A 15,154-nucleotide genomic window follows, 5' to 3' on the forward strand; every position below is an offset into this window, starting at 1 on the left:
TTACACTTTTCGATGAGACTCTTAATTTGCGGTAAACCGACTTGTTATCAGTAGTCTTCTTCGTCTGATTCGATCCTTAGATCCGTATCCATATTTATTTCTAAAACCTCAAACTCCTCATCATAATCATCTTTGTTAATTATGTGAGCTAGAGCAGATATGGTCGCCGTTGTATCTCTTTCTATTTCCACTCTTTTTGTTTGGAAATAGTGTCTTTGCTTATCATCAATATCGTAGTAAGAGTAATCTTCATCATCAATTACAATCTCTACTTTAAATGTCAAATTTGCTTCAATTTCAATTTCTATTGATTCATCTTCAATTGAAACAATTTGATATGATTTGTCTTTGATTAATATTTCAGTTACCTCTAAATCTTGAATTTCATACCAAATAACTGAGTAGTAAATACTATCGTCATCTAATTTATCTCTGTACCATTCTTCTATTTCTTTATCAATTTTTTCAGAATTTTGCTTGAATAATTTTTCAAGTATTGAAATTCGATGCTCCAGATAATATTTTAATTTTTCATCTAGATAAGTCTCATAATTTTTTGTGATATTAAGATGCTCGCTTTCAAAATTCAAGAAATCCTTATCAGAAGAAAATATTGTGCAATTTATTTCATTTTCAGTGCACCACTTTTCTATCAAAGCCAAAGCAAACGCATCAGGAAATTCATTTTTTTTATCTCCTCCACTAAAAGGATATTTATTTTTGAAATAACTATCGAAAACTGTCTTAATATTAATTTCAGAGTACACGATAATTAGAACTTTTGATTTGGTTAAAATCCTATCAAATTCATCATTAAATTCTTTTTCGACCATTTTTTTTTCAATTCGGTCGTATAAATGTTTACCGATCGAATTATTCCTTAAAACTCTTGATTCAAAAGGCTTTCTAAAAACAGCTAAATTATTAAGTGCTTGTCTTGAATTTTTCTTAAAATTACTTTTAACTTCTCCGATTGTAATCTCGGTTAAAACGATTTTTATTTTTTCTTCTTCAGATAGCTTTAATAATTGGCGGATTCTTTTCCCTTCAAGAAAATTCTCTTTTAAAAATATGTTAGTATCGAGAATTATGTGCTCCATTTATTTTGTTTAAATGCCGTTTTCAAGATTACCGCTAATGGTTCGTTCGCTAGTTAGATGATTAAAATACATAGATTTGCCAACTTTGTATTGGTTTATTGCTCAATTTAATTATTTTCTTTCTAACGGTGCCGGCTATTGGCAAGGAACCATTGTTACCTGTTGGGCATAAACGGAACACCAAGTGGAGTGTTTTTCCAAATTTCCTCAGCTACATTTTGAATGAATTCCTGGTTCTCCCTCAACCAATCTGGACCTATTTCTTTTGTATTAGGGATTTTAAATAGATTGGATAGCCTGTGTTCTTCTTCTTGCTCTAAAGGTATTCTATTTAGAATTCTATATAAAACATTTATCTCGGATAACTCAACATCTTCAGCATCTTTTCTAATTAAAGAAATTGCACCTATATTACTGAATGAAGCATAAAAGATATCATCATTTTTAAATTTCTTTTTGTCTTTGTCCTCCATTAAGGAAACTAGATTTGATCCTGATTTTCTTCTAGCTGATATAAGATCATAGAAATCACTTGAATTGCCACTCAAATAATCTAAAAAGGATGTGATTCTAGTAATAAAATACTTTAAGAACTTTCTATTTGAATTATACTGAGCAATAAATTTCATTTCTTCAAAACCTTCCCTGTATTGATCCAAAATACCATCGAGTTTAATTTTCAAATCATCTAAATCTAAATCTCTTATTTCTTTTATAATTGTATTGAAAAAAGAATATCTTATTGAAGTTTGGGAAATAGGTTGAGCGAGTGAAGATCTTAGGATTACATACCTTTCAATGAAATCAGCAATTATAATTAGTTTATCATTAATAAGCTCCTCAGAATCAGTTTTCTTAATGCATGATAGATATAAAGGATAGGATAGAGAAGACGCTATTGTGTAATTCGTTAGATAATTTATTATTTCGAAGCCTTTCGTCGGATAACGTTCCATTTTTTTGATACGTAAATAGAGGTCAGAGTAGAATACAAAATCGCTCTTCACGAAATAATAATAATTTTCTTCTGTTTTTAATTTTAATTTTTTGGTATTTTCTTTTACCCATCTATGAAAACTTGTACCTATTTTTTCAAAATCTTCTCTAGCAGTACCTGCCAAAGTAGACTTTTTCATGGATTCAGCATATTGACCTCTAAACCAAGCTCTAAAAAACTCTAAGTCTTCATCTCGAGAAAAGTAATGTAATTTTGAAATATTTTCTCTCCAAATGCTATTCAATTCTATTAAGAATTCTTCCTTCTCAACTTTTGAAAGTAATAAGCCTTTTAACATTTCGCTCGGTGTTAAGTTATAACCACGATCATTCATTGTTTCAAAAATGGTAAAAGCATTCTTATCTGAATAGGCTACAATCTCTACAAAAATTAATTTTTCTTTTAACCAATCAATGAATAACGGAAGCTTTTCTTCTTTAAGGTTTTCCGGAAATGAAACTTTGATATCTTGATATCGGTCATATATATTTTGTATTGTAATATTTTGAATATCATTTATATTGAAAGCTTCATCTTTATAAAATGAGTTTAGAACATCAAATCTTTCTGGAACTTCAATATTAAATGAGTTTCTTCCATGTTTGCGTGAAAATATAAGTTCGTCGACAGGCTCTTTATCATTTCTATCCTTTTGTAGATTATTTATGTGGATTAAAAGTAATGTTAAGGATGTTAACCGTTGCTGTCCATCAATAATAGAAGAAGTTCCGCCTTTTTCGGAAAATATGAGTGGACCCATATAGTATGAATTGTAATTCGAAACATCAGAAATTTTATCTCCTAATCTATAATTGTCATTGAAGGCTTCCTCAATATCCATTAATAATTGTTCTATATGCTTACTTTCCCATTTATATTCTCTTTGAAAAAAGTCGATAGTGTATTTCTTAGAATGCAGTATGTCTCTAAGAGTTTTATCATTTGCGTCTATCTTATTTGCTGCTGATGGCATATATTTTATTTTAAACTTTGTATTAATGTATTGAGCATGTAGAAGGCTGGTTCATAAACCTTCTTGTTTTCCTTAGTTGGGATCAATTCTCCATGAAATAAAATATTTCTCAGTTTATAGATAATTTCAATGATACCTTTAACCAACTTTTCAGTGTCTTCAATTAAAATTATATCTCCTGCCTCAATTCCCCTTCTATTCGAAGAGATCAAATTAGTGGGTTTTTTGGGATTAATTTTTTCATATGTCTCTAATAGACAACGGCACTGGACATCTGTTAAATTGGAATTACTATTTAGATGATTGATGATTCCTGTCAAGTCAAATTTCCTTTGACTAAAAGTGTATTGAGTAGTTTGATTGCTATTTGTAACCAAAGAATTTATATTATTTCCCTGAGGACTTCTAATTAACTCTACTTTATAAGTCCATCTTCGGTAATTAAGAGTTTTTACTGTTTCTGGATTTGTTTCTATCGTAACAGATGTAAAACTGACTCTATTATCTGCATTAGGAAGATAATTTGACTCTAGTTTTTTATGAAGTTTTGCTAGATGTCCCTTGAAAATTAAAGAATCATTATCCTGACCGTTTAATAAAGCTAACAGCCTATCTCTAAACAAATTTGAGTTTGACTTAATTTCCTCGATTATTTCTCTATCCCTTCTTAAAGTTGGATACATATTCATATACCAAGCATTAAACGGAATCCAGGATTTTACAAATTGAGTGAGATAATCTATTTCAGAAAGAGATAACCACCTTTCAGCATTATCTATATATGGATTGGGCATTTAATCAAAAATTTTGATAAATATATAATTTTTTTGCCTTGCAGGTAACGTCTCGTATAAAAACAGTGCTGCTTGCCAGCCTTAATTTCCACCAGGACAATCAGGCACAGCAAGCGAGCACGAAATGTTGTAGTGCGTTTTTAATTACCAGTAGCAAGCAGTTTTACAAATTTCCAATCCCCTCTTTTCATTGATTCCCCAACTGTTAAATCCATAATTTCATTTCCAAAATTAAGAGATTCCGTTACTGCATCCTTCCATTCATTAAGACTAGTCGGAATACCAAGCTTATCAGAAAAAGCATTTACATTAAATGCCAATATGACACCCTCTTTTTCCATCTTCCTGGCTTTTTCGCCAGTTATAGTTAAACTTTGATTCCAATCTTTAGAATTTACTCCTTGTGGTACTCTTGCACCAACAGTCAATCCTTTATTAATTTCGAAAACAGGTTCAAAATTATCATCAAAAATGACAAAACCGTATGCACCTTTACCTGTTCCTGACATTCCGCTTTTACGAACATCAAAATTTACATCTAATTTAATATTGTTTCCTGATTTGTATAAATGATAAGATCCTTTGGCCCTAGTTTCACCTTTGTTACTCGTCATATTATCATTAGAAATAGTCTGTCCGAAAGAAAATCCTCCTATTAGCAGGAACATTAAACAAATGATTAGTCTTTGAGCTTTCATAATTTTAAGTTTTTGGTTAGTATATTTTCTCATAAATATATGCTGCAAAGTATTGTCATCCAATACCTAATAATGGGTATATTTTTAATGCACTACAACTCGTTATATCCTAATTAATTTGCTTTTTAATAATAAATACCCCGAGATAAACGCAGGTTTCGCTAAATATAAAACATGAAAATAAAAGAAGGTTACGGAAAACCGTAAAGCGAATTATTTAAATAAGTCGTCATTAAAGAAATCCATTAGTGTTATATCTATAAGATTACAGAACTCCTCAACGGTATATATAGTAATACCTCTACCGGATTTTTTGCCAGTTTTTTTATCAATTGTAATCTGACTTTCCCACCGACTTATTGTTTGCTTCTCAATATTATATTTTCTAACAAAATCCATTTGCTTCGAACCCGTAACTTCTGTACGAAGGTTCTTTATTCTTGTAGCAATCTTATTAGCAAGGATTATATTTTCTTTGGAAAGCTCAGCCATATGGCAATTTCCAAAAACAGCACAAAAATAAAGTAAACCATTTGGCTTACTTTAAATAATTTTATATATTTACTTCATATTAATATATTTGCGAAACTTCTTAGAGAAAAATATTAGAAGCATTCGCTTTGAATCTCGTGCTGGAAAACTGGTAATTTTAATTGGAACGAGAGAATAAGCAAGATGCTCACGACCCGGGCGTGGGCTCTCTTATTGTTCCAAAGGTATACCAGTACCGCCCGCGCAGTAAGTTGAGTCTCCACGCCTTTTTGTTTTCGCAAAACAGGTACGTTTCTCTTCATAATTTTCAAAGTGATTTTCTACAATTTTTTAAGTATCGCAGCACCAAAATAACTGTTTTGGTTATCTAAAAGTATGTCTAATCTTAAGCTTGTTGCGGGACAGGCTAAAATTTTACAATCCCGTGGGTGCTGTGATACCCTACAATTTTTTTACAGCGTGGGTTGGGAAACCGGCCCCCTAGCCCCCAAAGGGGGAACAAAGGGTGGCTGGTTTGGGAAAACGAGTATTAGGTTTACAATTTCGGCTATAGGGAGCCGGGATTCCCCATAATTTTTTCATAAAAAAATTACTTCCCCTTCGGGGAAAGGGGCAATTTGAATTAAGCCAAAAAAAGCCCTCCCCATACTAAAGATTGGCGTCTGAGTGGGGAAGGCCTGGGCTTAAGTAAAACAATGTTTCACTTAAATCACACGTAAAATTATGAAAAATAATTACTCGCGCCTTAAATGGGTGGCGCTAATTATTATAGGCGGGATACTCTTTTTCCTGTCCAAAACTGCTAATGCAGCAACAGCTACTCCCCTGCCCTTGCAACAGCAAGAGGTTTCGGGTGTAGTAGAAGATCAAAACGGCTTGCCTATCCCGGGCGTGAGCATAATAATAAAGAATACCTCGCGCGGTGTAGTCACCAATTTAGATGGCGAATACAGCATTACCGCTCCTGCCGATGGCATTTTGATTTTTTCTTATATAGGTTTTAAAACAGTAGAAATCTCGGTAGATAACAACGCTGAAATTAACATTCAATTAGAGGAAAATGTTTCTGCCCTTGGTGAAGTGAAGATTAATGCTGGGTATTATAGCACTACAGAGAGAGAGCGTACAGGGAATATTTCTAAAGTTACTGCTGAGGAAATAGAATTACAGCCGGTGGTGAGCCCAATACAGGCGTTACAAGGGAGAATGGCCGGGGTAGAAATTACTCCTGGAGGCAGTAACCCAGGCACAGCTTCCACCATAAGAATAAGGGGAACAAATAGCCTTCGGGAAGAAGGGAATTACCCGTTATATATTATTGATGGTGTCCCTATTAATTCTACCCCAGTAGAAACAAATTCCATTATCGGTAATGCCGGTTTAGACCCTCTTAACAACCTTAATGTTTCCAATATTGAAAGTATTGAAGTTTTAAAGGATGCCGATGCTACTGCTATATACGGGTCGCGTGGGGCCAACGGAGTTGTTTTGATTACCACTAAAACCGGGAAACAACGTGGAACAGGTCTAGAGGCCCGATTTTATACCGGTGTAACCACAGTTCCCAATCGACTGGACCTATTAAATACCGAAGAATATCTGGAAGTAAGAAAAGTAGCTTTTGAAAACGACGGGGTTGAACCTACAGTGCAAAATGCATATGATTTGGTAACGTGGGATCAAGATCGCTACACCGACTGGCAAGACTTCCTTTATGGTGGAACTGCTGAAACCACCAATGCCAATCTCTCCTTTTCAGGAGGGAGCGATAAAACTTTCTTTAGATTAGGTGGTTCTTATTTTTCTCAGGGTACGGTCTATCCAGCTGACAATACTTACAATAAAATAACCGGTAATTTTAACCTTGACCATTCATCTGAAGATGAAAAACTAAAACTTAATTTTTCTGCTAATTACGGGGTTGATATAAATGATCTTTTCTGGAGCAATAGTATAAGTTCTTCAACAGTTCTATTGCCTCCAAATGCACCTGAACTTTTTACTGAAGATGGTAGTTTAAATTGGGAAGAATGGGCTGTATCAGATTTAGAAAACCCACTAGCCGGTTACTATAATCGTGGCAGAGCGGAAACCAACAATCTATTGTCCAACATTGGTCTATCCTACCAAATTCTAAATAACCTTCAGGTACGATTGAATGCTGGTTATACATATTATGAAAGTCAGGAGTTAATGAAACGCCCGGGCAGGTCATATAATCCTTCGGCAGGAGAACCTAACAATTCTTTTCATTTAAATTCCCAAAGAAAATCTTGGATTCTTGAACCTCAGTTGATCTTTAATGACAATTTCGGTGATTTCAATTTAGATGCTATAATAGGTGGAACCTTTCAGGAAAATACGAATAGCCAAGTTAGATACCAGGGATCCGGTTATGTAACGGAATCACTTATTGGCAATTTAGATGCAGCTGAACGGGTAATTAATGCTTCAAGCCAAACAAACCAGTACAGATATGCTGCAGTCTTTGCCCGGATAGGAACAAACTGGAAGAAAAAAGTATTTATAAATTTCACAGGCCGACGTGACGGCTCATCCCGCTTCGGTCCGGAAAACCGTTTTTCGAATTTCGGAGCCATAGGTGCAGCTTGGATTTTTACCGAGGAAGAACTAATTACAAATGCGCTGCCATTTCTATCATTTGGAAAATTAAGGGGTAGTTATGGTAGTACTGGAAATGATCAGATTGGCGATTACGGTTATTTGGATGCATACGAGGCAACCCCTGGCCCTGGAGGATTATACCCCGTTTCCCTGGCTAATCCCTCATTTTCATGGGAAGTTAACAAAAAGTTGGAAGCCGCACTGGATTTAGGTTTTTTCAAAGACAAACTGAATCTTGGGATAAGCTGGTACCGCAACCGTTCTTCCAACCAATTGGTAGGATATCCCTTGCCCGCTATTACGGGGTTCAGTACAGTTCAGGCAAACCTTCCCGCCACAGTAGAAAATAGCGGCTGGGAAGTGGAAATATCTTCTTTGAATTTTAACTCAGATTATTTTCGCTGGCAGACTTCATTGAATTTTAGTATTCCGAAAAACAGCTTAGTAAGTTATCCGGAAATTAAACAGTCCTCGTATGCCAATACTTATCGAATTGGTCATCCTGTAAACATATCACTTTTATATCGATATGAAAGAATTGATCCAGAAACGGGATTATATCAAATTGCGGATATTAATGGTGATGGAAGTTTTGATTATGAAGACCGGGTAGTAATCCAGGATTTAACCAGAGAATATTACGGTGGAATAAATAATAACCTCAGGTTTAAAAATTTTAGCCTCCAGTTCTTATTACAATATGTAAAACATGAAGGTATTGCTTCCTTTTTTAATGCCGGTAGGCCTGCCAATCAAAGGAATGTAGTTTTAGACGCTTTAAATTCAGGCGAAGATTTCCAAAGAATATCTCAGTTACCAGCCTTCAGTCAAGCTTATAACCATGCTATAAATTCAAATTTACCTATCCAGGATGCTTCCTTCTTACGGTTAAAAACATTTTCGTTAGGCTATAATTTACCGGAAAGTCTTCTACAATCATCCGGATTAAGATTAAGGGATGGAAAATTTTTTCTTACGGGGCAGAACTTGTTTACAATTTCTCCTTACGAAGGTTTAGATCCTGAACTTTCATATTCCAACACTTCATTTGGAAACCTACGGACAGTAACTGCCGGTCTTCAGTTTAACTTTTAATTAAAAATTATGTTCATTAAAAAAAGAATAAAACAGATAATTGTAGTTTTTATCGCTTCCATTTCAATTGCCTGCGAAGATTTTGTGGAGGTTGATGCCCCCGATTATAAAATTATAAGAGATGATGTTTTTAGTAGTGAAGAAACGGCTAAAAGCGCTATGACAGGGATTTATAACGAGTTAATTACGACATCATTTAGTGATGGTTCTCCATATAGTGTAACAGTTTTAGGTGCCTTGTCGGGAAACCTCTTAAAAAATATAAGGGAAACCAACCTTACTCGTATGGAATTTCATCAACACCAAATAACTTCTGAAAACACCTCAAATTTGTTCCTTTGGAACAGTGCATATAATATGGTTTACATTACGAATGCCTTTTTGGAAGGATTGCAATCATCTGAAAATATAGGATCGGAGGTTAAAAGTCAGTTAGAGGGAGAAGCAAGATTCATAAGGGCATTTACCTATTTCAATTTGGTTAATCTTTACGGAGATGTTCCTCTCATACTTACAACAAACTACAAAGAAAATGAACTTGCTTTTCGAACCCATGCGGAGGATATATATACCCAAATCACCCTGGATTTAGAGAAAACAATAGAATTATTACCAGGAGAAAACGGTAATATGCGTACAAAAGTGAATAAGTATACTGCAATGGCAATGTTGGCCAGGGTTCATCTCTATAACCAGCAGTGGCAAATGGCTGAAGAATTGAGCAGTCAGGTGATTTCGAATAACTCCTATGTCTTATTAGAAGAATTGAACGACGTTTTTCTGGCCAACAGCCAGGAAGCTATTTGGCAAATATCTCCCGCAGGAAGAGGAACGGCAACGACCCATACCAATGAAGGTAATTATTTTATTATAGATCCTGTTTTTTCATTCCTGACGAGTGTTCAACTAGATGAAAATTTTATCGAAAATTTTAATGAGGATGATACTCGATTTTCAAACTGGATCAGCTATAATGAAAGCCTTAACGCTTACTTCCCCTATAAATACAAAATATGGAATAGTAATGAGCAGCCAAGTACAGAGTATTCTATGGTGCTACGATTAGCCGAACAGTTTTTAATAAGGGCTGAGGCCAGACTTATGCAAGATAATTTTACCGGTGCAATAGAAGATATTAATACCATTCGACACAGAGCAGGCCTGGCACCACTTTCTAATACCAATAATCTCGAAACCGAAGTACTTCTTGATGAAATAATGGAGCAACGGAGCAAAGAATTATTTACCGAATGGGGTCATAGATGGTTAGATCTTAAAAGAACAGGCAGGTATGAAGTTTTGTGGGAAAATGACCCATTATGGGAAGATACAGACCTACTTTATCCCATTCCTGCAGAGGAAAGAATGAAGAACCCTAATCTAACCCAAAATCCTGGATATTAAATTATGAAATCATTAAAAACATTAGTAGTCTGGAGCTTGATATTCTTATGGATTCTACCAGTGTTAGCACAAACTTCTTCCCATAATTCTGAGGATAGTTTGACACTGGATAAAAGCATAAGAACAGGTGTATTAGATAATGGCCTTACTTATTTTATAAAACCTCTGGAAAATTCTAATCAACAAATAACCATGAATTTTCTAGTAAAAGTAGGATCCCAAGATGAGCAACAACATGAGTTAAATTTCGCTCATCATATTGAACATCTATCCTTTAGACCGAGCGCTAATTTCCCTGATGGTCTTAAAAATAATTCTAAAATATTGAGCCAGTTTGGAATGAATATGTATGATATTTACGGAAGAACAGGTGCCGGGGTTACACGATATTTCTATAATGTTCCCTATGAAAATGAGGAGGCAATTAACACTGGCTTACTCTGGTTTAAAGACATTGCTTCAGGTCTGGACCTTACCAAAAAAAGTATAGATAGGGAAAGAGGTGTACTGCTGCAGGAATATCGAGGTGGTGTGGCCAGTCGTGCTCAAAAAACAGCGTACAATGATGTGCACAGCACCCTCTTTTCTAGAGTTAATAGCAAAAAATCTTTTTCTTCACATAATAGAAATTTTCCGCACCAGGATTTACAAAAATTCTATAAAAAATGGTATCGACCCCATCAAATGGTAGTGGTAATTGTTGGAAATATTAATAATACTGAAAAAGTAGAAGAAAGTATTAAATCCATTTTCCATGAATTAAAATCCTCACAAAATAAAGTAGACCCCAAAGGAAAGGAACAAAGTAATCCAAAGAGTGAAAAGAATTTCACAAGCGTTGTGCGAAATTCAAATGGAAATTCTTCATATGAGTTTAAAGCTGTCAACATGTATCTTTTTTATAAGCATAAGGTCGACAAAAAAAAGGATGAAGGGTTGGGCAGACTACAAAGACAAATACAAGGAGAAATTGTTACGGATATACTTAAAACGAGGTTTAATGAAAGTTCTAAGATAGACGATAGAACAACTATCTATAGTTCATACACCCCGGTCTGGGATATTCCTTCAGATATGTTAACTATTACTATCAATACTGAATTGCAATATGAAAAAGTAGCGCTGGAGAATACTTTATATATTTTAAGACAATTCGTAGAATATGGAATTACAGAAGAAGAATTTAAAAACGCAAAGGATAATATTTTAGAAACCCTAGAATCTTATAATACTTCAAAAAACCGATATTGGGTAAACGAAATAGAAAACTATTCTGTAAACAGTGAAGCCCTACCGTCAAATAAAAATGAAATCATTACAAATTGGCTATCAAAACTTTCCGCGGAAGAAATAAATCGTCTAATACAGGAAATAATAAAACCTTTACCAGACAAAATAGGAATGATATTTCCTCCGAATAGCGAATCTCCATTAACCTCTAAAAAAAATACACAAGATTTAATAGAGAAAAAATCTTTAGAAAAAGTTTATCCTTATGAGCCCAAAACTGATATATCAAATTTACTGACCCGGAAACAAATAGATTGTCTTCCCACAGGAGAAAATTTGAAAGGTGAAGCAGGCAAATTGGATTCTAAGGTATATACCTTACAGAACGGATCAAGGCTCATCTTAAAACCTATGACAAACAAAGGTTCAAATACTTTGACCATTCGGGGTTTTTCGCCATATGGGGCTTCTTGTTTTCCGAAAGAAGAATACAACAGTACAATGTTTGCTACATCAATTATAAGAAGTTTAGGAGTCGGATCTTATGAAAAGAAGGATTTTAAAAATTTTTATGAAAACACAGAATCAATAAAAATGGGGTTTAATCCTTATATCTTCAGTAATGAAAGTGGTTTTGAATCTGAAGTATCTATTAAAGAACTAGATGAATTTCTTCAGCTTTTATATTTATATTTTACAAAACCTCGTAAGGACCAGGGAGCTTTTGAAAACTGGAAAAAAGGGTATTTACATGATGCAAAATATATTATAAACCCCTCAAACGACATTATTGATGCTTTGAAAAAAGTAACGAGAGACTCCACCAGGCTTCCCATAGCCTCAGATTTGGTAAAAGCATCTCAAAGGGTAAATTTGGATGTAGCCCATAGAAATTATAAAGAACTATTTGGGGATATGGGGAACTTCACTTTTATTGTTACAGGTGATTTTGATAGTGATTCGGTGCTCACCGCTTTTCAGAAATATGTAGGAAATATTCCCTCAAATTCAAGAACAATTTGTACTGATAAAAACAAAACAATTGAGATACCTGATGGTCCTAAATATTATGAGCTAAGCGCCTCAGACCTTTATGGAACAGAAAATTCATTTTATGGAATAAGATTTATTCATAAGCCTTCAAGCAAAAAAGTTTGGCAAGAAGAATTGAAAGTAAGGGTTTTAGGAATGGTGCTTAATAGTTTAGTTTATGATTTAAGGGCCAAAGAGGAACTTTCATTATATAAATTTAGTGCTGGTGGCTATTTTAACAGAAGAGCACAGCGATTTGAAATACAGTTCCGTTTCAGTTGCCTACCTGAACAGTTACCTAACATAAGAGAAAAAACCAAAAAAATAATTGAAAATTTAAAAGAGGGTAATATTTCTGAGAAAGTATTTGAAAATGAAAAAACCAGAATAAGATCCATTTACACACCACGGGCACTCAATCAGCCTTCTTATATTGCGAAGAAGTTGTATAAGTATTACAGATTTGAGGAGCCTCCGATAGCATCATCAGCTATAGAAAATTATCTCAAAGACCTAACCTTTAAAGAAATCATTCAAACAGCTAGTACATATTTAAAACCAGAATACATGCACGAGTTAAAAATGGAATAATGTTTTCTTAAAATTATCAATAATTAACCCATTGCAGCTGTGCTCCAATGGGTTAATATTCAAGCCTTACTTTTTAATCAAGATTAATTACAGTAGGCTCCTGATCTGCAGGACTTAACTTTACTGTACCAAGATCCATTTCATCATAGACATCATAGACAGGTCCTCCTGCACCAATCTGAACTCGACAGTTTTCCTCGGTTCCCTGGCATTCCTGCTCAGGTATCGACTGCCAATTATCATTACCCAGATAAATAAAATCAGTAGTTTGTTCATCTGGCTTTGGCTCAGAATTAACGCTTGCAAAGGTCAATCCTATGGCAAATATTATTGCCAACATCGGTAAAATTACTTTTAGATATTTCATAATAAAAAGTTTTAATATACACCTACTCTTTGAAGGATTTTCGGCATCTCCTACTTTCTGCGCAAAAAGATTTGTAACTTTTCTTTTATGGTGTAAATATTCCAGTACAATACTGAAATTTGAAAGTAGTATAAGCTTAAGGCTACTATCATTTACAATAGTAAATTTCATCAAATAACCTCAAAAAAAATGGTCGCTAAAGCCGAAAAACTATTCTGTTATAAAATGGACCAGGCATTTTCCATTCTATACTGCGAAGGCGTCTGACCATATTGAAGTTTGAAATTTTTAGAAAAATGTGAATGATCCTTAAAACCGCATTTCTGCATAATTATGGAAATAGGCAATTCGGTACTTCGAATTAAAAGGGCACCTTTTTCAAGTCTTTTTTTCATATGGAACCTGGGTATGGTAGTGCCATACATTTTCTTAAATTCTTCCTTGAGTTTAGTTTTGTTCGTACGGTGAATAAGTCCTAATTCCTTAAGGGATGGCAGTTCAGTATGCAGATTCCGGAGAATATAAAGACGTACTTGCTTTAGCAGTATTTTTGTTGCGGCACTCTCCTTCCTTCCTGATTTTGAAGACCTGGCTGGGTTACTATCTTTCTCGTCCTCCTCAATCCTATTTTCGAAACGAAAAGCGGTAATTACATATGAACAGTCTGAATTAATACCTGTCATCTTCTGAATAGTGCAGGGAGTCCTATATAGACTTTTATTTTCAGTTAGAAAGTCTAAAGTAATTAATCGCTGATAAGGTTTTCCATCATTTAATTCCAGTTCCTTTTTTAAAACAGTTACGGAATTATTGGAAAGAATTTCTGAAATTGGTCTATCAATTTTTTTCTCATCCCATTTCAGGATCTTGGGAGTTTCGCTAGTATAGGAAGTTATATGATAATTTTCATCCAGGAATATTGAAAAATGGAATTCCGGGTGTTCTTCCCGCTGCTGGGGTTTGAAACAGGAATTATAAATTTCTTCGGACATCATATTTAGCAATACACCAATAGTGTCTAGCGGATCCCTACGACCGGACGGTTCCTGGCGTAACATAAAATTACCACAGGCAATTTCAATGATCTGCTGGTACAAAGAATTGAATCTCATTTTCTCTTCGTTGCTGATTTCCTTTTCCATAATTATTATTTTATTAATGGTTACTTTTTATAGTCCTGCAAGAACGCAAGCGCCTTTTCCTTATCAGTAAATACTCGGGTAGGATAAGCCGGGTTATTTGTTTTAATATACATCTGGGCGATTGCCATGGCGTGCTCATCTTCAACGAGTAGGGCGAGTGCCGTTGTCATATATGCACCTTCAATAGCCAAATAATCCCTGGCTTGTTTTTGTGCGATGGTGACAGCCCTTAGGTCACAAAATATAGGATATGAATTTTCATTTTGCAGCTGTAACCGCTGGCTTACGATCTGTTTGGCCATACTCCTATTGATCTCATAAATTTCTTTATAGACAAAGTAAAGGATCCCCCTGGAAATCCACATTTTTGCATAGGTACCATCCACAACCATCCCGTAATAATTTGGATATCACTAATATAAAACAAAATTTCAATACGTCTTACCAGAACATTTTCCTTGATTTTATGCACTATGTTATAAAGTTATTCTCATAGGTTTTAATGGCATTTGAACGAAAAGCCGAATAACTGTTCTGAAAAGACTTTTTATTATAACGGTCAAAATTATAATAGATATTTATCATAGCTTGAAATGGAAATTTTCATATCAAAA

General features: G+C 34.4%; 12 protein-coding genes. 4 read left to right on the top strand and 8 right to left on the bottom strand.

The window, feature by feature from the left end:
• Positions 1-47: 47 nt before the first annotated feature.
• From AO058_RS13335 to AO058_RS13355, 5 genes are all read right to left on the bottom strand, one after another.
• The gene (locus AO058_RS13335; protein WP_075327028.1) at positions 48-1,100 is read right to left on the bottom strand and encodes a PIN domain-containing protein; all 1,053 of its coding nucleotides are present in this window, start codon (positions 1,098-1,100) and stop codon (positions 48-50) included.
• 155 nt (positions 1,101-1,255) lie between these two features.
• Complete coding sequence (locus AO058_RS13340) at positions 1,256-3,070, bottom strand: DUF262 domain-containing protein (RefSeq protein WP_075327029.1); 1,815 nt, start codon at positions 3,068-3,070, stop codon at positions 1,256-1,258.
• A gap of 5 nt (positions 3,071-3,075) precedes the next feature.
• Complete coding sequence (locus AO058_RS13345; RefSeq protein WP_075327030.1) at positions 3,076-3,864, bottom strand: hypothetical protein; 789 nt, start codon at positions 3,862-3,864, stop codon at positions 3,076-3,078.
• A 140-nt stretch (positions 3,865-4,004) separates the two neighbouring features.
• On the bottom strand, positions 4,005-4,562 hold the full coding sequence (locus tag AO058_RS13350) for a hypothetical protein (protein ID WP_156858147.1): 558 nt from the start codon (positions 4,560-4,562) through the stop codon (positions 4,005-4,007).
• Between the two features lie 213 nt (positions 4,563-4,775).
• Complete coding sequence (locus AO058_RS13355) at positions 4,776-5,054, bottom strand: hypothetical protein (RefSeq protein ID WP_075327032.1); 279 nt, start codon at positions 5,052-5,054, stop codon at positions 4,776-4,778.
• Between the two features lie 375 nt (positions 5,055-5,429).
• Between AO058_RS13355 and AO058_RS13360 the strand changes: the two genes are divergently transcribed.
• The 4 genes from AO058_RS13360 (at position 5,430) to AO058_RS13375 (ending at position 13,031) form a co-directional block, all read left to right on the top strand.
• Entirely contained in the window at positions 5,430-5,627 is a 198-nt protein-coding gene (locus tag AO058_RS13360) for a hypothetical protein (RefSeq protein ID WP_075327033.1), read from the top strand.
• Positions 5,628-5,777: 150 nt separating this feature from the next.
• Complete coding sequence (locus AO058_RS13365) at positions 5,778-8,774, top strand: SusC/RagA family TonB-linked outer membrane protein (RefSeq protein WP_075327034.1); 2,997 nt, start codon at positions 5,778-5,780, stop codon at positions 8,772-8,774.
• 9 nt (positions 8,775-8,783) lie between these two features.
• Positions 8,784-10,178, top strand: coding sequence for a RagB/SusD family nutrient uptake outer membrane protein (locus tag AO058_RS13370; RefSeq protein WP_075327035.1), 1,395 nt, complete (start codon positions 8,784-8,786; stop codon positions 10,176-10,178).
• Positions 10,179-10,181: 3 nt separating this feature from the next.
• Entirely contained in the window at positions 10,182-13,031 is a 2,850-nt protein-coding gene (locus AO058_RS13375) for a M16 family metallopeptidase (protein WP_083634186.1), read from the top strand.
• Positions 13,032-13,104: 73 nt separating this feature from the next.
• Here the strand turns inward: AO058_RS13375 and AO058_RS18730 are convergent, their stop codons facing one another.
• From AO058_RS18730 to AO058_RS13390, 3 genes are read right to left on the bottom strand one after another with little or no spacing between them, the layout of a single operon-like run.
• A complete protein-coding gene (locus AO058_RS18730) occupies positions 13,105-13,569 on the bottom strand; it encodes a DUF6520 family protein (protein WP_232228837.1) in 465 nt (154 codons plus the stop codon).
• Positions 13,570-13,616: 47 nt separating this feature from the next.
• Positions 13,617-14,540 carry a helix-turn-helix domain-containing protein gene (locus AO058_RS13385; protein ID WP_075327037.1) on the bottom strand — a complete coding sequence of 308 codons (924 nt, stop codon included), beginning with the start codon at positions 14,538-14,540 and terminating at the stop codon, positions 13,617-13,619.
• A 20-nt stretch (positions 14,541-14,560) separates the two neighbouring features.
• Positions 14,561-14,932, bottom strand: a complete 372-nt coding sequence (locus tag AO058_RS13390; RefSeq protein ID WP_034892272.1) for a DUF7793 family protein — start codon at positions 14,930-14,932, stop codon at positions 14,561-14,563.
• Positions 14,933-15,154 lie beyond the last annotated feature (222 nt).

The organism is Salegentibacter sp. T436 (assembly GCF_001932675.1).
GTDB classification, from domain to species: domain Bacteria; phylum Bacteroidota; class Bacteroidia; order Flavobacteriales; family Flavobacteriaceae; genus Salegentibacter; species Salegentibacter agarivorans.